This window comes from Paraburkholderia sediminicola (assembly GCF_046027355.1).
Lineage (GTDB): Bacteria > Pseudomonadota > Gammaproteobacteria > Burkholderiales > Burkholderiaceae > Paraburkholderia > Paraburkholderia sediminicola_B.
Genome location: NZ_JAQQEK010000003.1, coordinates 473,221 through 489,586, shown reverse-complemented (window position 1 = coordinate 489,586; position 16,366 = coordinate 473,221). Strand labels below are relative to the sequence as shown.

Sequence of the window (16,366 nt, the reverse complement as noted above, 5' to 3'; positions counted from 1 at the left end):
GCTTACTTGTTACCCGCCGCGGCATATTTGCCGAGGGCGCCACCGAGTTCTTCGTCGGTCAAGGCCGGGGAGATGTTCATCGTGAGCAGGTCGCCCCATTCGAGCGCCAGCGCCGCCATCGCGCCCGTGTCGTCAGACTCGACGATCGCAACGCCGTGCAAGCCGCCGATAGCGTGCCAGCGTCCCAGCAATTTGACTCCGTCCGGCACCCGGCCGCCGGTCTTCATGAAACGTTCGATGACGGAACTCTCTGCGGTCGGCAGACCGTTCCATAGGACGATAAATTTCATTGCGCGTCTCCAATCGAAATGGCGATGCCGGCTCGTGGCGCGCTGCCATCGTCGCTTATGGGTACGGCGCGTCGCGGATGCGATGCGTCGTGTTCAGTCCTGCGCCAGCAAGCTGTCCGGATAGTGCGTGCTATTGGCGGACAGCGATAAAAAAACCACGTGGCGTCCTAAGCATCATAGGTGAGCGCAGGGCGGGCGGCGTCGCCGCGTGCGGACATTCACCAGGCCAATTGAACAAGCGCTCTTTCATGGCGAAAAAGCGAAGAGCGCTGTTGCCAGTTGGGAATATCTCGTGGGTTGTTCACGTTAACTATTGCGGGGCGCCAGCAACAAAAGCAAACGGCACGCGTATGTGGCGCGTGCCGTTGTGGTGACTGTGCGACGCCGGGGCCAGGCGCGCTACGGTTTGCGCTGCATGGCGGCCCGGGCAATCGTCTGATGCGCCGCGGGGAACCCCGGCGGATATTCGACGACGCGTGCCGAAGCCGGCACCAGTGGCACGGCCGCGTTCAGCCGCGCGCCGATGCGTGCGCCGCCGACGATGGCCGCCATCGCCTGACGATCGAGTTCGACGCTATCGGTGAGGTCCCTGATGATCAGCTTGGTCATGGTGGCTCCAGGAAAGAAATCGAGCGGCGCGCCGGTGCAATGCGCCGGCCGCCGCTCGGGTGTGTCGTGAAATGTGCTGAGGTCTCCTCGCACTATCAGTATAGGAAATCTGTCTGCAGCCCGCTGGCCGGTGACAACCTGCCGGCCGTAATGAGGCCCCCCGGCCCTCGCTACGCCAAGCGGTCACACGTTGGCGTAGTTGGCGCCCCACAGCGACGGGCTGACGTTCAGGTGCAGCGGCACGAAACCCGCGCCGATCACGCCGACGTTGTTGAGCGCGGCGACGTTGACGTACTGCAGCTGGTTGAGGTTCTGGTTGATCGAGACGTTGACGTTGGCAATGCCGCCAAGGCCGGCGACCGAGGGCAGGCCGGGCACGCTGCTGCCGGTGCCGCCGGCCACCGCCGACATGGCGCGGCGGTCGAGCTCGCGGGTGCCGGACAGATCGCGAATCATGAGGGATGACATGGTGCTTCTCCAAAGGTGCGCGGAAGACGGGGGTAATCGTGGGCAGGCGAAGCGGACCGGCGAACCGGGCGCCTCGCCTGGCCGCGTATTACACGTGGATGTTGTTGCTCGTGGAGATGTACGGGTTGACCGTCGAGCTGATGCCGGTGGCGAACGCGACGTTGTTGCCGTTGGCGTTCTGCAGGTTCAGTTCGGTGTTGATCAGCTGGGTGGCGTCGACCTTCTTGCTGTTGTTCGGGGCAAAGACGGGGCTGAAGTTGTAGAACGACGAGGACGGATAGTAGCCGGTGCCGCCGCGCACGGCGCTCATGGCCTTGCTGTCGAGTTGTTCGGTGATGGACAGGTCTTTGATCATCAGCGTGTTCATGGTGAGTCTCCAGAAGGTAAAGGTCAGGGTCTTGCGGTTGGGTGCGAGCAACTTGTCTGCTCGGGTATCACTAATGCACGGGCTGTGCCAGTTATATTCAAGGTTCCTAAGAAAGTTGGCGGAGGCCTGCTGCACAAGGGTTCCGCGTTGCGGTGCCGGGCTCGCACCCGCGCACTGCCGCTCGGAAGTGATGAACGTCTGACGGCATACGCCCGACAGGCCACCGCATGCTGTTGGATCTCACACGACACGGGCAGTGGCGAACGACTTGCTCTGTCCGGGGCGTTCAGACTTCGAGAGGATGCGCAGGGTGTCGATCTGGAATCGAAGACTGCGCGTGCGAGAGATTCGCGGCACAGCGCGCTCGGCTTTTACGCTGTCGCCGGCGCGAGTCGCTTCAACGGTTGACCGATGCTGTCGCAGACTGGATGACTTCGTGCGAGGAATACGATGGATTGGCTGGCCTGGGCGAAGCGGTGGCCGAATAGATGTCGTTCAACGTCGGGGCGTCGAAGTGTGAGCGTCAAGCCGACGATGCTTGAGACGGGTTGCCTGGCGGGAGGTAAGCATCGATGAGAACACGAGACGCGAGACATTCACTCATCAATGAACAGGCCCCCTCCAAGGCGAAGACGTGAAGGAGGCCTGTTTCTAATTACGGACATCTCGCGCGTCCTACAAGTAGGGTCCTTTAATACGCCCTTCGAAGATGGCGGTGTTGATGCCGAAGTCGTCGACCTGGCCGAGAGGGCCATGGTCGACGGTGACAATGACGGAACGGCCGCCGCATAGCGCCTTCATCTGCTCGGCGGTGAGCGTCATTTCGTCGTGTGCGTGATCCGCGGAACGCGGCAGGTCCTTGATGATGAGGGTAGATTTCATGGCTTTACTCCTGAAGGTGGATGGCGAGCACAGTGCGGTGCTCAACCATGGTTCTGCAAGGGTTATGCCAATCTGCGCGCAATGAGTGAGGAAAACGAATGCGAGGCGGCAACGCAAGCCAGCAGGTGACAGACGTCATGCGTTCGCCGAGCGTGACGCTCAGTGAACGCGAGATTCGACGGGACTGTTCGGCGAGGCCCGACCAATTGCGTGCGGAATGTCTGCTTACGGCGCTCCACCAGCAACAAAAGCAAACGGCACGCGTGAGTGACGCGTGCCGTTGCTGTGACTGTGCGACGCCGGGGCGAGGCGCGCTACGGTTTGCGTTGCATGGCGGCCCGGGCAATGGTCTGATGCGCCGCGGGGAACCCCGGCGGATATTCGACCACGCGTGCCGAAGCCGGCACCAGTGGCACGGCCGCGTTCAGCCGCGCGCCGATGCGTGCGCCGCCGACGATGGCCGCCATCGCCTGACGATCGAGTTCGACGCTATCGGTGAGGTCCCTGATGATCAGCTTGGTCATGGTGGCTCCAGGAAAGAAATCGAGCGGCGCGCCGGTGCAATGCGCCGGCCGCCGCTCGGGTGTGTCGTGAAATGTGCTGAGGTCTCCTCGCACTATCAGTATAGGAAATCTGTCTGCAGCCCGCTGGCCGGTGACAACCTGCCGGCCGTAATGAGGCCCCCCGGCCCTCGCTACGCCAAGCGGTCACACGTTGGCGTAGTTGGCGCCCCACAGCGACGGGCTGACGTTCAGGTGCAGCGGCACGAAACCCGCGCCGATCACGCCGACGTTGTTGAGCGCGGCGACGTTGACGTACTGCAGCTGGTTGAGGTTCTGGTTGATCGAGACGTTGACGTTGGCAATGCCGCCAAGGCCGGCGACCGAGGGCAGGCCGGGCACGCTGCTGCCGGTGCCGCCGGCCACCGCCGACATGGCGCGGCGGTCGAGCTCGCGGGTGCCGGACAGATCGCGAATCATGAGGGATGACATGGTGCTTCTCCAAAGGTGCGCGGAAGACGGGGGTAATCGTGGGCAGGCGAAGCGGACCGGCGAACCGGGCGCCTCGCCTGGCCGCGTATTACACGTGGATGTTGTTGCTCGTGGAGATGTACGGGTTGACCGTCGAGCTGATGCCGGTGGCGAACGCGACGTTGTTGCCGTTGGCGTTCTGCAGGTTCAGTTCGGTGTTGATCAGCTGGGTGGCGTCGACCTTCTTGCTGTTGTTCGGGGCAAAGACGGGGCTGAAGTTGTAGAACGACGAGGACGGATAGTAGCCGGTGCCGCCGCGCACGGCGCTCATGGCCTTGCTGTCGAGTTGTTCGGTGATGGACAGGTCTTTGATCATCAGCGTGTTCATGGTGAGTCTCCAGAAGGTAAAGGTCAGGGTCTTGCGGTTGGGTGCGAGCAACTTGTCTGCTCGGGTATCACTAATGCACGGGCTGTGCCAGTTATATTCAAGGTTCCTAAGAAAGTTGGTGGAGGCCTGCTGCACAAGGGTTCCGCGTTGCGGCGCCGGGCTCGCACCCGCGCATTGCCGCACGGAAGCGAAGAACGTCTGACGGCATACGCCCGACAGACCACGGCATGCTGTTGGATATCGCACGACATCGGCTCGCCGCGCAGGCAGCGGGCCAATCCTGGTTTGCGAAAGCACGGAGCGGGAGCTAGTATCGAAGCGGCACATGTAACTGGTTACGAAAGGTTCTCTATCAGCCCGAGAGGCCTGGATCGCATGCGACCCGGCCCAACGGCAGCGGCGGCGCTTCGCACAAATGGCTAGCCTTGCGCGTGTGATTCACGACTTTCAGAACGGCGAGCTGTCCCGTGACGAGTTCGTGGCTCAACTCGACAGCACGCTGACGACCGAGGGACTCGGCCCCACGCAACTGCTGGACATGCTTGGCGCGGCACATCGCAAGGCGCCGCTCCCCGACGATCTCTATGTGGAAGTGCGGCGGCGCATCGAGCAGCTGCGCGTGTCGAACGTAGCGGCGGGCGGCGATGAAACCGGCATCCAGACCACCGTCGAGATTCCGTCGATACGGTCAGCCAGCGCGGGTAGCGCGGGAAGCGCGGCCAATGCAGCGGGCGCCGGCAGTGCCGGGGGACACGACCAGATCAAAGGCACCGGCGATACGCTCAACAACCGTTTCGTGCTCGAGGAATGCCTCGGCGTCGGCGGCATGGGCACGGTGTACAAGGCGCTCGATTTGCGCAAGCTCGAGGCCTCGGATCGCAAGCCGTATCTCGCGATCAAGGTGCTCAACGTCCAGTTCCGCGGCAACCCGAACTCGCTCGTCGCGCTGCAGCGCGAGGCGCGCAAGGCGCAAGTGCTCGCGCATCGCAACATCATTACGGTGTACGACTTCGACCGCGACGGGCCGATCGTCTATCTGACGATGGAGTACCTGTCCGGCAAGCCGCTCAGCCAGTTGCTGCGCACGCCGGGCTACCAGGGCATGCCGGTGCGCGCGGCGCTGCCGATCGTGCGCGGTATGTGCAGCGCACTCGCCTATGCGCACGAACGCGGCTTCGTGCATTGCGACTTCAAGCCTGCCAACGTGTTTCTCACGACGAATGCCGAAGTGAAGGTGATCGACTTCGGCATTGCCCGCGTGTTCCAGCGTCCGGAAGAGGAGAGCGATGCGACCGTCTTCGATCCGGGCAGCCTTGGTGCGTTGACGCCCGCGTATGCCAGCCCGGAAATGATCGAGCATCGCGAGCCCGATCCGCGCGACGATATCTACGCACTCGGCTGCATCACGTATGAGCTGCTGACCGGCCACCATCCGTTCGACCGTTTGTCGGCGACGCAAGCCCGCAATGCCGATTTCAAACCGCAGCGGCCGCCCAATCTCGATTCAAAACAATGGCGCGCGTTGCGTGCCACGCTGTCGTTCGATCGCAATACGCGCATGCCGAGCGTGGTGCGCTTCATCGCCGAGTTCGATAACGAAGCGCGTGCGGAAAAGTCGGGCACGCTGGCGAAGGTGGGTCTCGCGAGTTTCGCGGTAGTGTGCGCGGCGGCGGTCGGCGTGTTCGCGTTCCGCTCGGCGCCGAACCGGCAGAGCGGATCACAGACGCAGGCGGGCGCCTCGCAGGCTTTGGCGGAGCAAACGGCTGCGTCGTCATCGGAAGGGACCGTGTCGGCGCCGGTTGTCGCGCCGCCCGCGGCACCGCCGGCAAGTCCGGTCGCGGCAGCGCCCGCCACGCCACCGGCGGCGCCGGCGCCGAAGGCGGCGCTGACCCTCGCCGCCGTCACGCCGGCTTTGACGCAAGTGCCCTGTTCGGCGCTGTCCGCCTCAGTACAGGACCACTCGCTGACGGTGCGTGGCTATGTCTCGCAACGCTATGGCGCGGCGCATCTGAAGGACACGCTGGCGGCGTTGCCGGGCGTCGATACGCTGACGCTGCAAGTCGAGCCGCTCGCCGACGACAAATGCGACACCATCAAGGCGTTCGCGCCCTACTGGATTCACAACATGCAGGCCGGACACGTCGCGGCCTTGCATGTGCGGCCGCCAGGCGGCCAGTTGAGCGATGGCGACCCACTGGTCGTCGACGTCACCACGCCGGGCTACGACTCGTATGTGAACCTCGACTACTACCAGCTCGACGGCAGCGTCGTGCACATGGTGCCGAGCCCGCGCGCGAAGGACAATCAGGCGCCGCCGCACTACGCCGCCACGGTCGGCAGCGCTGGTGACTGGATCATTTCAAAGCCGTTCGGATCGGAGATGGTCGTGCTGTTGATCACGCCGGCGCCGCTCTTCGACAAGCCGCGCCCGGAGAGCGAATCGCGCGCCGATTATCTGCGCGCACTCGACACACGGCTCGCGCAGATCGGCGGCAAATACGGCCGCGATCACATCGTCGCCGATTTCGCGCCGATCACGACGAAGCCCCGTTCGCCCTGAGCCGGAGTGCGAGCGCGGCTCGTGAGCCGCGCTATGAACCGGCCGCGAGTGCGGCAAGTCACTTGAGATCTTTGACGACCCGGAAGCCATCCTGCGATTGACGCACGCCCGAGCTGTATTTGAAGCGTGTCGCGCTCAGCATGTAGCTGCCGCCTTCGCGCCACGATCCGCCGCGAATCACACGCATGTCGCAGCCGGGGCTGTCCCATGCGTGGCCATCGGCGGGCGCGCCCTGGTAGGAGTTGTGCCAGCAGTCGGCGGTCCATTCCCAGACGCTGCCGTTCATGTCGTACAGGCCGAGCGGATTCGGTGCGAACGAGCCCGCGGCCTCAGGCCCTTCCTTGTGCCACGGGTCGCCGCAGTCCTTGCAATTGGCGTTGCCCTTGCGCATCTGATCGCCCCACCAATAGGCGGTCGTGGTGCCGCCCCGATCCGCGTATTCCCATTCCGCTTCGGTGGGCAGGCGGTACGGTTTGCCGGTGGTCTTGCTCAACCATTTCACGTACTGCTGCGCGTCGTCCCAACTGAGGTCGCGCGCCGGCGCGGCTTTGTTGGTGTTGCTTTCGGGCGTGAGCTTCTGGCAGGCATTGGCGGCGACGCACGCGTTCCACTGGTCGACCGTCACCTCGTACTTGCCGATCGCGAACGGCGCGCCAATGGTCACGTGATGAACGGGCTTTTCGGATGGGTCGTCGGTACTGCTGCCCATCGAGAACGAACCGGCGGGCACGGTGACCATGATCGGACAGGTCGCGCAATCGCGGCTTTCGCCGGCAACCGGCGCATGCGTGACGGGCTTTTGCGCGACCGCCGCCGCAGGTGGCGCAGCAGGCGGGGCGGCGCTTGCAGTGGGCGTGGGTGCTGGGGTGCTAGCCGGCGGCGTCGGCCGCACGGCTTGCGGCGCGGGTGCAACTGAAGGCGCAGCAGGCGTAGCCGCGGACGGCGCATTCGACGTCGCCGCAGCGCGTAAGCGGTCGATGCGCGCATGAGCGAGCGTGGCGAAGCGGCCATTCGGATAGGCCTTCAGATACGCCTCGTAGTCGCCCGGATAGTTGCTGTCCTTGATCGAATTCCAGAACGTGATTTCGTATTGTTCGCTGCTGTCTTTCGGCAGGATGCCTCGACTATGCAGCGTGACCACGGGATTATCCCGCGCTGCGGACGCAGCATCGGCCATCGTCAGCGAGGGCTGAGAAAGTGACGAGGCAAGCCACGGCGTTTGCTCGCCGCCAGTCGCGTCGCGAACCTGCGCTGCAACGCGTTGCAACAGATCCGCCAGCGCTAGCGACGGAGCGCTGTCGAGCGCGTGCAGCCATGCATTCGTATAGACGCCGTGGCGTGCGCCGTCCGCCGCAAAACCGCCAGGCGCGGTTGCGTAGGCAACCACCGTATTGCCGGGAAGCGCTGACGTATCGTCCGTCACGTCCGCCGAGAACGGATTGTTCAGGCACGTATCGAGTATCACGAGATTGAGCCGGCCGTCACGCGGTCCACGCATGGCCTGCAATACGGCGTGCAGATCGACGCCGTTGCTCACGACCGCAGCAGGCGAGCGAGCATCGAGTCCCGCTGGGATGAGCAGTGTTTGCGGGCCGATCCGCATTCCGTGCCCCGCGAAATAAAAGAGGCCGACACCGCCTGCCCGCAAGCGCTGATGGAATTCGCCGATAGCCTCGCGCATTTGCTGCGGCGTCGCATTCGTGCGCATGATGACGTCGAAGCCGAGCGTTTGAAGCCTGTCGCGCATGGCTTCGGCGTCGCGCGGCGCGTTCTCCCGCAGCGCGTCCACTTGCGCGTCATTGCGATCCGCACGATCCGCACCGTCCGCGCCATACGCGCCGTTACCAATCACAAGCGCGATACGTTGAGAAAACCCATTGCCCGGTTGTGGCGAGAACGGAGTGACCAGCGTGAGCGGCAAACTCGCCGCACCCGCAACCCGCTCGGCGCCGTCACGTTGCGGCGCCGCAAAAGCATCGCCCCAATGCGCCTGCATCGCCCCGGCCATGCACACCAGCATGAGTATTCGCCACATCTTCACATCCTGTTTGTTCCGGACAGAACATAGGCAATCGAGGACCGCGCTACTCGCAGCAACTGCTGGAGTGAAGCGCGCGAAACATCGACGCCGCTATCGACCATCCATCTGCAACCTCTTAATAACGATAGCACGCGCTTTGCGCGCCACAACTGTCCGCGTGCCCCGAATGCGTTATACGGTTAACGAGTGTGGCGTATCTTTTTGGCAAGTTACGACCTAAGCTAATTCACAAAGTAGGGCGGCAAGCTCGTTTTAACCAGGTGGCCGTCCAATCGCGCGTGCGCCCGCGACATCCAGCCGGAACGCCCGGCCTGCCTTGTGCAGCCGACCTGGCCATGACCACTCTTCGGGAGAGTGCGCTATGCGAAGAACCGTTACCCCCGTTGTTCTCGACGTGCGTCATGGATCGAACGCGCGTCGCGAGGCGCTGCGCAAAACGTTGCGCGCGACGCTCGTCCTCATGTTCGGCAACATGGTGCCGAGCGTCTTTGCGGCGGCCGAGCATACGGCGTCGCCGCCGGGCGCCGAGGAATACATCATCTGGCCATCGGACGGCACGGTGATTCACGGCGGCAAGTTGTGGGTGCGCATGGGACTGCGGAACATGGGCGTATGCCCGAAGGGCGTCGTGTTCCCGAACACCGGCCATCACCATTTGCTGATCGACACCGACCTGCCGCCGCTCGATCAGGAAATCCCATCGGATCGCAATCACCTGCACTTCGGCGCCGGTGAGACGGACGCGCGTATCGAGTTGCCACCGGGCAAGCACACGCTGCAACTCATTCTCGGCGACCACAACCACGTGCCACATGTGCCGCCTGTGTATTCGAAAAAGATCACCATCACCGTGCTAAAAGACTAGCGCGATCCGTTCGTTCCAAGCGGGTCCGTCAGGACGGAGAGACCTTCATGTACAAGATCATCGCGGTCGCGGCGCTCGTCATGTCGGCGGCATTGGCTTCGCCGAATGTCGCCATTGCAGGTAGCACGCCGGCGCCGGCCGGCGCCTATGCGTATATCGGCTATCCCAACGATGGCCAGGTTGTCCCTGCCAACAAGCCGTTCAAGGTGTGGTTCGGCCTGCGGTACATGGGCGTGGCGCCGAAAGGCGTCAAGTATCCGAATACCGGCCACCATCATCTGCTGATCGACACGGACTTGCCGCCAATGGACCAGGAAATTCCGTCGGATCGCAATCACCTGCATTTTGGCGCGGGTGAAACGGAGACCATGATTCAACTCCCGCCAGGCAAGCACACGCTCCAGCTGCTGATGGGCGACGATATGCATGTGCCGCACAATCCACCGGTGTATTCGAAGAAGATCACCGTCATTGCGCGGTGACGCAGCGCGCGGCGTGGCGCGGCGCGTCGGTTAGCGCCTCGGTGTCACGCCGCAACCAACAATTTCGCACGGGTTGTTGGCCGCGATCCACCATCCTCCGTGCGCCGCTTCACCGCTCTGTGTTACGTCCGCCTCCCGGCCATCCCCGCAACCCTTTATCTACCGCGTTCCGGCACATTTCTTAGGATAGGAAAGCAATCCTGGCACAGCCCATGCATTAGTGACACTCGAGCAGACAAGTTGCTCGAACCCAACCGCAAACTGTGCTGTATTCCCTTCCAGGAGATTTACCATGAACACGCTGATGATCAAAGACCTGTCCATCACCGAACAACTCGACAGCAAGGCCATGAGCGCCGTGCGCGGCGGCACCGGCTACTATCCGTCTTCGTCGTACTTCAACTTCATGCCGGTGTATGCGCCGAACAACAGCAAGACCGTCGACGCCACCCAACTGATCAACACGACGATGAACATCCAGAACGCCAACGGCAACAACGCAGCGTTCGTCTCGGGCATCTCGTCCACGATCGATCCGCATGTGTACGCCAGCAACAACATCAACGTGCACTAAACGGCGCAGGCCGCCGCGGAGGCGCGACAGCCTCCGCGGACTCTTATCGGCCGCTCCTCAAAAAGATTTCGCAGCCAATCGTTCTTTTCACGCCACTCCCATTTCACCGCCCGATTCCCGCGCCGATCTTCTCGCATCGCTTCGATGGTGAAGCCGCGCTGGAGATGCTTTACTTAAAGGGCGCGCTCTACTCGTGCAACGACGTGGGCGTCATCGGAGACCATCGTGTCAGCGTTGCTTTCATCAGCTCGTCAGCGCTTTTTCCGCAGAACGTCTGCGCTGCGCTGCGTTTGCGCGGCAACGGTCTGCGCGCTCTCGCTGTCGGCCTGTGTCGATGTCAGCATGCCCGACTACAAGCGTCCCGACACGCCCGCCAAAGCGTCGTGGTCGGATCAGAAAGGCTCGCCCGTATCGGCCGCCGCGACGATCGAACCCGACTGGTGGAAAGGCTTCCACGATCCCTATCTCGACACGCTGATCGCGAAGGCGATTGCCGGCAACTTCGATATCAAGGTACTGGCCGCGCGTATCGACGTGGCCGGCACGCAGATCGGCGAAGCCAAGGCGGGCGCCTTGCCGACCATGGATCTCGGCGCCGGTGCCGATTTCGAAAAGACCACGCACCAAACCTTCTCCAAGCAGTACAACCTCGCGACGCAGGTGAACTGGGACATCGACATCTGGGGCAAAGTCGAAAAAGGCGTGCAGGCGCAGAAAGCTGAATTCCACGCCAGCGAGGCGGACTGGCGCGCCGGTTATCTGGAACTGGTATCGAACGTGTCCAGCACGTATTTCCAGATTCTGCAATTCGACGACCAGATCGAACAGCAACAGAAAACGCTTGAAACGAATCGGCAGATCCTCGCGATTTACGACGGCCAGCGCCGCAACGGTCTCATCCCGCAAACGCAGGTGTTGCGCCAGCAGGCCGAGATCAACCGCCTGACCAATCAGCTGCTCGAACTGCGCCGTTCTCGCGCGCTGGCTAACAACGCGCTCTGCACGCTGACCGGCGTGCCGGCGGGCGAGTTTCAGATGCCCAAGGGGCATTTGCAGCAGCGCGTGCAGCTGCCGCCGGTGCCGGACGGCTTGCCCGCACAACTGCTGGCGCGCCGTCCCGACGTGGTGGCCGCCGAGTTCAGAGTGCTCGAAGCATACGACCTCGTCGGCCAGGCCAAGCTCGCGCAACTACCGACCATCAGCCTGACCGGGCACGGCGGCACCGCGAGTTTTGCGCTGACCGATCTGCTGAAATCGTTCACGTACGGCTTCATGCCCAGCATCAACATTCCGCTGCTCGACCCGGGCGTGCGGGCACATGTGAAAGTCACGCAAGCGCAATCGACGGTGGCCGAACAGCAGTATCGCGTGGCGGTGATGGGCGCATTCGAGGAGGTGGAAAACGCGCTGGTCAATGTGAATTCGCACAAGGAGCAGCGCGTGGAGTTGCAGCAGGAGGTGTCGCGGCTGCAAATCGTCGCGGACCAGATCCAGTCGCAATTGCGCCTCGGCGTGGTGTCGCAACTGGAGGTTTTCGAAACCGAACGGACCTTGCTGGAGGCGCAGCAGGAACTGCTCGCCAACCATCAACAGATTCTGTCCGACACGGTGCTGCTTTATAAAGCGCTGGGCGGGGGCTGGCCGAGCGTCGACGTGCAGGCTGAAGTAAAGGAACACTGAGCTAATCCGCAATGTGGCGCGCAGCGTGGGTATTTCGGCTGTATCTGACGCACTCGTTGCCTTCATAATTCGACGATCGGAAAATTGACACTCGCCATGTGTGACTTACAATCTTTAAGGAGCCGGCTTTTGCACGGCTCACTCGAACAATACCTTTCCGCCGTAGTCCTTCGTCCCGTTTCCGTTGCGCTCTCGCCGCAACGGGTAAACGCTTAGTGATCCAGATAAAATGGCCGCCGGCGAAGCTCCGATTGCTGAGATGCGCGCGACAGAAGACGCCGCGTTCGACGTGGTGTTGTCGCCGGCTGCGTCCGCGCAACGTCCCGCGCTCGACGCGATCCGGATCGTCGACAACCTGTTTGCAATCGGGCGCAGCGAGGCACCTTTTACCGACTATCCCGCCGAGCGGATTGCGCGCCTGTCGCGCCGTCACGCGCGGGTTTTCACGGAACACGGCGCGGTCTACGTCGCCGACCTCGGCAGCAAGAACGGCACGACGGTGAACGGCGTGGCGGTGCGGCAAACACCGGCCCGTGTGCGTGCCGGCGACGAACTGTGCTTCGGCGGCGAGCTTTGCTACCGGGTGAGCATCGAGCCGCGCGCGCGTATCGTGGCGGCCGCCAGTTCGCCAGCTGCGCCCGGATTGCTGCTGGTGCCGCAGCGCGACGACCTCGGCCTGCAACCCATCGAGGTGCAGGCATTCCCGTTTCTCGTCAGCAAGGCGGATGAAGTCTTCTCGCGCTACAAGGACCGCTATCCGCATCAGGTCAATTACATCTCGCGCCGTCACGCGCACATCTTTCTGAAGGGTGGCGAGCTCTATGTCGAAGATCTCGGCAGCACCAATGGCACATTCGTCGGCGGAAAGCGGCTGGACGAATCCGCGCTGCCACTGGTAGAGGGAGACCTCGTTGCATTTGGCGGAGACCACTTCGTCTACAGGGTGACGCTGCAGAAACCCCCTGAAGTCGAGCCCACCGTGACACAACTATTCCTCAATCCGGCCGCCGACGAAGCAGTCGATCCCGACAAGACCACCTTCGTCGGCGCCGCGCATTCATTCCTCGATATCTTTTGCGTCGACCCCGGCCTTCAGCGTGAAGACGAAGTCAATGAGGCGGCACAGTCCGCGTCCGCGCATGCGAAGCGCGACGCGCCGACGGGCACGGCAAGAGGGGTGACTGGCACGAACGGAACCAACGGTGCGAATGGCGCTGCCAACGCGGCCGCCGCGAAGGGCCGGCCGCGCCGTTGGCGCCTGCTCGCGGGCGAACTCGGCAAGGCGTTTGCAATCGACGATCGCGCGAGCGTGCGGCGCATGGCGACATGGGGCGGCGTAGGCGTCGTGGTGATAGCGGCGATTGGAACGACGCTTTACATGCGCGGTTCGTCGGAACGCGAGTTGAAGAACCTGCTGGCGAACGGCGATTACACGAGCGCGGTCACGGCGGCATCGGGCTATCTGGCGAACCATCCCACGGACACCAAAGTCAGCGCGCTCGCGAGCGAAGCGTTGTTGAAGGCGAAGCTCCCCAGCTGGCTGAATGCGCTGCAAAAGGCCCAGTTCGATCAGGCCGACGCGTTGCTCAAGGAGATGCGTTCGTTGAGCGCAAACAATGCGGACGCCGCGTCGCTGATCGGCGAATTGCAATGGGTGGGCGATCTGGAGCGTTTCGTCGCGGCGCGCGGTGGCATGGACGCACCGATTCGCATGTACACGGACGAGGGCACGATCAACAACCTGCTGCAACGCTGGGAAGACGACGCGAAGAGCCATCAGCGCGCGCTCGATCGCATCGCTTCCTACGTGCCCGTGTTCGCCGATCCCTACGCACAGGCGCTGAGCCATCTGCGCAAACTGGAAAGCGACGACTCGGTGTACCTCGCCGCCATCGACCGTCTGAATGGGACGATCCGCACCGAACTGGCGCGCGACAAACCCGACGCGCTGCCTCCCGTGCTCGACGACTACGCGCAGCGCTACCCGCGTCTCGCCGGCATAGATCGGGTGCGCCAGGATTTGCGCCAATACACTGATTTGCTGAATGCCGCGCTGAGCCGCCAATTGGCACCGTTGCTCGCGATGCTGAAAACGACGCACTTCAGCACGCCGCCTTTTCAGGCGCAGTTTCAACAATTGGCGGCAAGCCGTTTGCCTTCGTCAGACGTGATTGCGCGCCACGACGCGGTAACGGCAGCATGGCGGCGCGGCGACTCGCAACAGGCGCTTGCCGGTTTGCAGGCCATGCCCGCAGGGCCGTGGTCCGACGTGCTCGCGGCGGAACTGGCGCACAAGAAGGCGTTGCTCGATCAGTACGCGCAATTGCAGAAGACGCGCGGCGACAAGGATTACGACCAGCGCCTGCTGTCGTTTTACGCAAGCCTCGATCCGGCAACGGACGTGTGGTTCCTGCAGTCGATCCAGAAAGACGTCGCCGCCTTGCACGACAAGGCGCTGGCCCGCGCGCAAGATCTGCTGTTGCGTGCCCAGAGCCTGTGGAAACAGTATCGCGGGGGTGGCTCGATCGGCGGTACGCAGCGTCTCGAAGCCGGCATTTCGCCGGGATTTCGCAGCGAGGCGCGTCTGCTTTCCGATGCGCAGACGTCGGCGCAACAGGGAATGCGCATTTACACGCAACTGAAGGCCGATCATCCCGCCGACTTCGACCGTCTGCTGGCGGATATCGAAGCCGAAGCCAATTTGCAGCGCCGCTCACTGACGGAGTTGCGCATGGTGCTGGATCCGGGACTTCTGAAAGCGAAGCTGGCGTTGATTGGAGGCGAGCAGAGTGAAACGCGACAGTCACCCTAAGCCGTTGTCGGAGGCGCTGGAGGATCACAGCGTCGAGGGCATCGCGATTCTGATGGCGGAGCCGGTGCGGCTCGCGCGCGCGCTGATCTGGGCGATGGTCGCGCTGGTCGTGGTCGGGCTGTTGTGGTCGTTCGTGGGACGTGCGGACGTGATCGTCAGCGCGCAAGGCACTTTGTCGCCGGAATCGGAGGTGCGCCGGATTTACGCGCCGATCGACGGCGAACTCGCCGATCTGTATATCGCCGAGGGGCAACCGGTGTCGAAAGGCGACGTGCTGGCGCGCCTGAATGCGCGCGGCGCGATCGAGGCCGCCAGCAACGCATTGCAAGCGCAACTCAAACTGGAAGACGCCGAGCGCGACTGGAAGCAGTTCCCCGAGAAGAAGGCGCTGATGGAGCGTAAAGCCGCCGCGCTCAAGACACAGATGGAAGTGGAGGCGCGCCAGCACGAGAATCGCGTCTCCGAAGGCACCACCAAACTCGCGGAAGGGCAGAAGGCCGAACTCGACGAAGCACGCAGCATTCTCGACAATGCGCGGCGCACACGTGAAGCGGCGCGTCAGGAACTGGACCGCTACTCGCGGCTCTTCGCGCAGCCTGGCGGCGGCGGCATTGCCGAATTGCAAGTGGAGCAGAAACGTACCGCGGCGATGGAAGCGGATAACGCGTACCGTGTCGCGCAATCGAAGCTCGCGGAGCTGGATTTCCGTTTGAGCCACGAATATACGCAGGCGCATGCGCAACTGGAAACCAGCGGCCAGCAGACCACCGACTTGCAGCTTCAATACGATTCGGCCGTGCGCGACATTACCGACGCGGAAGACAAATTGCGCCTGCAACTGCAAAGCGCGCGGCTGGTATCCGACGCGGCAGCGCGGATTCGCTTCGAGAACATCGACAAAGATAATTTCCTGCTGATTCTCGCGCCGGTTTCGGGCGTCATCACCGACGTGACGTCGACGCAGCGCGGCGACAAGATTCAGGCGAACGCGCCGCTCGGTGGCATTGCGCCCAAAGACGCACGGCCCGTGCTGAAGATCGAAATTGCTGAACACGATCGCGCGTTTCTGCACGAGGGCCTGCCCGTCAAGCTGAAATTCAACGCCTTTCCGTATCAACGCTATGGGCTGATCAGCGGCACGCTGGCCTATATTTCGCCGGCCACCAAGCCGTCTCTGGCGGACAAGCAGCCGGTCTACGAAGGCCGCGTCACACTCGACAAAAATTACTACCAGATTGCCGACACGCGCTATCCGTTGCGCTACGGCATGACGGCAAGCGCTGAGATCGTGGTGCGCGAGCGGCGCCTGATCGATCTGGGTCTCGATCCGTTCAGGCAGGTCGCGGGTTGACCGCGCGGATCACACGTCAATTAAAG

Annotated in this window: 16 protein-coding genes; 7 read left to right on the top strand and 9 right to left on the bottom strand. The window is 63.0% G+C overall.

All coding sequences use genetic code 11. The annotated features are described in order from the left end of the window. Positions 1-2: 2 nt before the first annotated feature. From PQR42_RS08065 to PQR42_RS08030, 8 genes are all read right to left on the bottom strand, one after another. Positions 3-290 carry a DUF3303 domain-containing protein gene (locus PQR42_RS08065; protein WP_408204379.1) on the bottom strand — a complete coding sequence of 96 codons (288 nt, stop codon included), beginning with the start codon at positions 288-290 and terminating at the stop codon, positions 3-5. Positions 291-689: 399 nt separating this feature from the next. Further along, positions 690-899: a hypothetical protein gene (locus tag PQR42_RS08060; protein WP_408204380.1), complete on the bottom strand. Its 210-nt coding sequence runs from the start codon at positions 897-899 to the stop codon at positions 690-692. Positions 900-1,082: 183 nt separating this feature from the next. Then, positions 1,083-1,367, bottom strand: a complete 285-nt coding sequence (locus PQR42_RS08055; protein ID WP_132378884.1) for a hypothetical protein — start codon at positions 1,365-1,367, stop codon at positions 1,083-1,085. Between the two features lie 88 nt (positions 1,368-1,455). Then, entirely contained in the window at positions 1,456-1,734 is a 279-nt protein-coding gene (locus PQR42_RS08050) for a hypothetical protein (RefSeq protein ID WP_408383085.1), read from the bottom strand. Between the two features lie 675 nt (positions 1,735-2,409). Further along, positions 2,410-2,616, bottom strand: coding sequence for a hypothetical protein (locus tag PQR42_RS08045; RefSeq protein ID WP_408383087.1), 207 nt, complete (start codon positions 2,614-2,616; stop codon positions 2,410-2,412). A gap of 314 nt (positions 2,617-2,930) precedes the next feature. Continuing rightward, a complete protein-coding gene (locus PQR42_RS08040) occupies positions 2,931-3,140 on the bottom strand; it encodes a hypothetical protein (protein ID WP_408204380.1) in 210 nt (69 codons plus the stop codon). A 183-nt stretch (positions 3,141-3,323) separates the two neighbouring features. Beyond that, positions 3,324-3,608, bottom strand: a complete 285-nt coding sequence (locus PQR42_RS08035) for a hypothetical protein (RefSeq protein WP_132378884.1) — start codon at positions 3,606-3,608, stop codon at positions 3,324-3,326. Between the two features lie 88 nt (positions 3,609-3,696). Beyond that, on the bottom strand, positions 3,697-3,975 hold the full coding sequence (locus PQR42_RS08030) for a hypothetical protein (RefSeq protein ID WP_408383085.1): 279 nt from the start codon (positions 3,973-3,975) through the stop codon (positions 3,697-3,699). Positions 3,976-4,390: 415 nt separating this feature from the next. Here PQR42_RS08030 and PQR42_RS08025 point away from each other — a divergent pair, with 415 nt between their 5' ends. Further along, positions 4,391-6,535, top strand: coding sequence for a serine/threonine protein kinase (locus PQR42_RS08025; protein ID WP_408383089.1), 2,145 nt, complete (start codon positions 4,391-4,393; stop codon positions 6,533-6,535). Positions 6,536-6,593: 58 nt separating this feature from the next. Here PQR42_RS08025 and PQR42_RS08020 read toward each other — a convergent pair whose 3' ends face one another. Beyond that, the gene (locus PQR42_RS08020; protein WP_408493607.1) at positions 6,594-8,570 is read right to left on the bottom strand and encodes an SUMF1/EgtB/PvdO family nonheme iron enzyme; all 1,977 of its coding nucleotides are present in this window, start codon (positions 8,568-8,570) and stop codon (positions 6,594-6,596) included. A gap of 367 nt (positions 8,571-8,937) precedes the next feature. Between PQR42_RS08020 and PQR42_RS08015 the strand changes: the two genes are divergently transcribed. From PQR42_RS08015 to PQR42_RS07990, 6 genes are all read left to right on the top strand, one after another. Beyond that, the gene (locus PQR42_RS08015; protein ID WP_408204383.1) at positions 8,938-9,441 is read left to right on the top strand and encodes a DUF4399 domain-containing protein; all 504 of its coding nucleotides are present in this window, start codon (positions 8,938-8,940) and stop codon (positions 9,439-9,441) included. A 47-nt stretch (positions 9,442-9,488) separates the two neighbouring features. Beyond that, entirely contained in the window at positions 9,489-9,923 is a 435-nt protein-coding gene (locus PQR42_RS08010) for a DUF4399 domain-containing protein (protein WP_408222963.1), read from the top strand. Positions 9,924-10,215: 292 nt separating this feature from the next. After that, positions 10,216-10,497: a hypothetical protein gene (locus tag PQR42_RS08005; protein WP_408204385.1), complete on the top strand. Its 282-nt coding sequence runs from the start codon at positions 10,216-10,218 to the stop codon at positions 10,495-10,497. A gap of 225 nt (positions 10,498-10,722) precedes the next feature. Then, positions 10,723-12,177 carry an efflux transporter outer membrane subunit gene (locus tag PQR42_RS08000; RefSeq protein WP_408383091.1) on the top strand — a complete coding sequence of 485 codons (1,455 nt, stop codon included), beginning with the start codon at positions 10,723-10,725 and terminating at the stop codon, positions 12,175-12,177. Between the two features lie 229 nt (positions 12,178-12,406). Continuing rightward, complete coding sequence (locus PQR42_RS07995; protein WP_408383094.1) at positions 12,407-14,989, top strand: FHA domain-containing protein; 2,583 nt, start codon at positions 12,407-12,409, stop codon at positions 14,987-14,989. Then, a complete protein-coding gene (locus PQR42_RS07990; RefSeq protein WP_408383095.1) occupies positions 14,967-16,340 on the top strand; it encodes a beta-barrel domain-containing protein in 1,374 nt (457 codons plus the stop codon). Before PQR42_RS07995 ends, PQR42_RS07990 begins: the two co-directional genes overlap by 23 nt. Positions 16,341-16,366: the final 26 nt, after the last annotated feature.

What these genes read in the sequence shown, in the direction of transcription:
- PQR42_RS08065 (WP_408204379.1), bottom strand. Translation starts at nt 290, where the DNA reads ATGAAATTTATCGTCCTATGGAACGGTCTGCCGACCGCAGAGAGTTCC.
- PQR42_RS08060 (WP_408204380.1), bottom strand. Translation starts at nt 899, where the DNA reads ATGACCAAGCTGATCATCAGGGACCTCACCGATAGCGTCGAACTCGAT.
- PQR42_RS08055 (WP_132378884.1), bottom strand. Translation starts at nt 1,367, where the DNA reads ATGTCATCCCTCATGATTCGCGATCTGTCCGGCACCCGCGAGCTCGAC.
- PQR42_RS08050 (WP_408383085.1), bottom strand. Translation starts at nt 1,734, where the DNA reads ATGAACACGCTGATGATCAAAGACCTGTCCATCACCGAACAACTCGAC.
- PQR42_RS08045 (WP_408383087.1), bottom strand. Translation starts at nt 2,616, where the DNA reads ATGAAATCTACCCTCATCATCAAGGACCTGCCGCGTTCCGCGGATCAC.
- PQR42_RS08040 (WP_408204380.1), bottom strand. Translation starts at nt 3,140, where the DNA reads ATGACCAAGCTGATCATCAGGGACCTCACCGATAGCGTCGAACTCGAT.
- PQR42_RS08035 (WP_132378884.1), bottom strand. Translation starts at nt 3,608, where the DNA reads ATGTCATCCCTCATGATTCGCGATCTGTCCGGCACCCGCGAGCTCGAC.
- PQR42_RS08030 (WP_408383085.1), bottom strand. Translation starts at nt 3,975, where the DNA reads ATGAACACGCTGATGATCAAAGACCTGTCCATCACCGAACAACTCGAC.
- PQR42_RS08025 (WP_408383089.1), top strand. Translation starts at nt 4,391, where the DNA reads ATGGCTAGCCTTGCGCGTGTGATTCACGACTTTCAGAACGGCGAGCTG.
- PQR42_RS08020 (WP_408493607.1), bottom strand. Translation starts at nt 8,570, where the DNA reads ATGTGGCGAATACTCATGCTGGTGTGCATGGCCGGGGCGATGCAGGCG.
- PQR42_RS08015 (WP_408204383.1), top strand. Translation starts at nt 8,938, where the DNA reads ATGCGAAGAACCGTTACCCCCGTTGTTCTCGACGTGCGTCATGGATCG.
- PQR42_RS08010 (WP_408222963.1), top strand. Translation starts at nt 9,489, where the DNA reads ATGTACAAGATCATCGCGGTCGCGGCGCTCGTCATGTCGGCGGCATTG.
- PQR42_RS08005 (WP_408204385.1), top strand. Translation starts at nt 10,216, where the DNA reads ATGAACACGCTGATGATCAAAGACCTGTCCATCACCGAACAACTCGAC.
- PQR42_RS07995 (WP_408383094.1), top strand. Translation starts at nt 12,407, where the DNA reads ATGGCCGCCGGCGAAGCTCCGATTGCTGAGATGCGCGCGACAGAAGAC.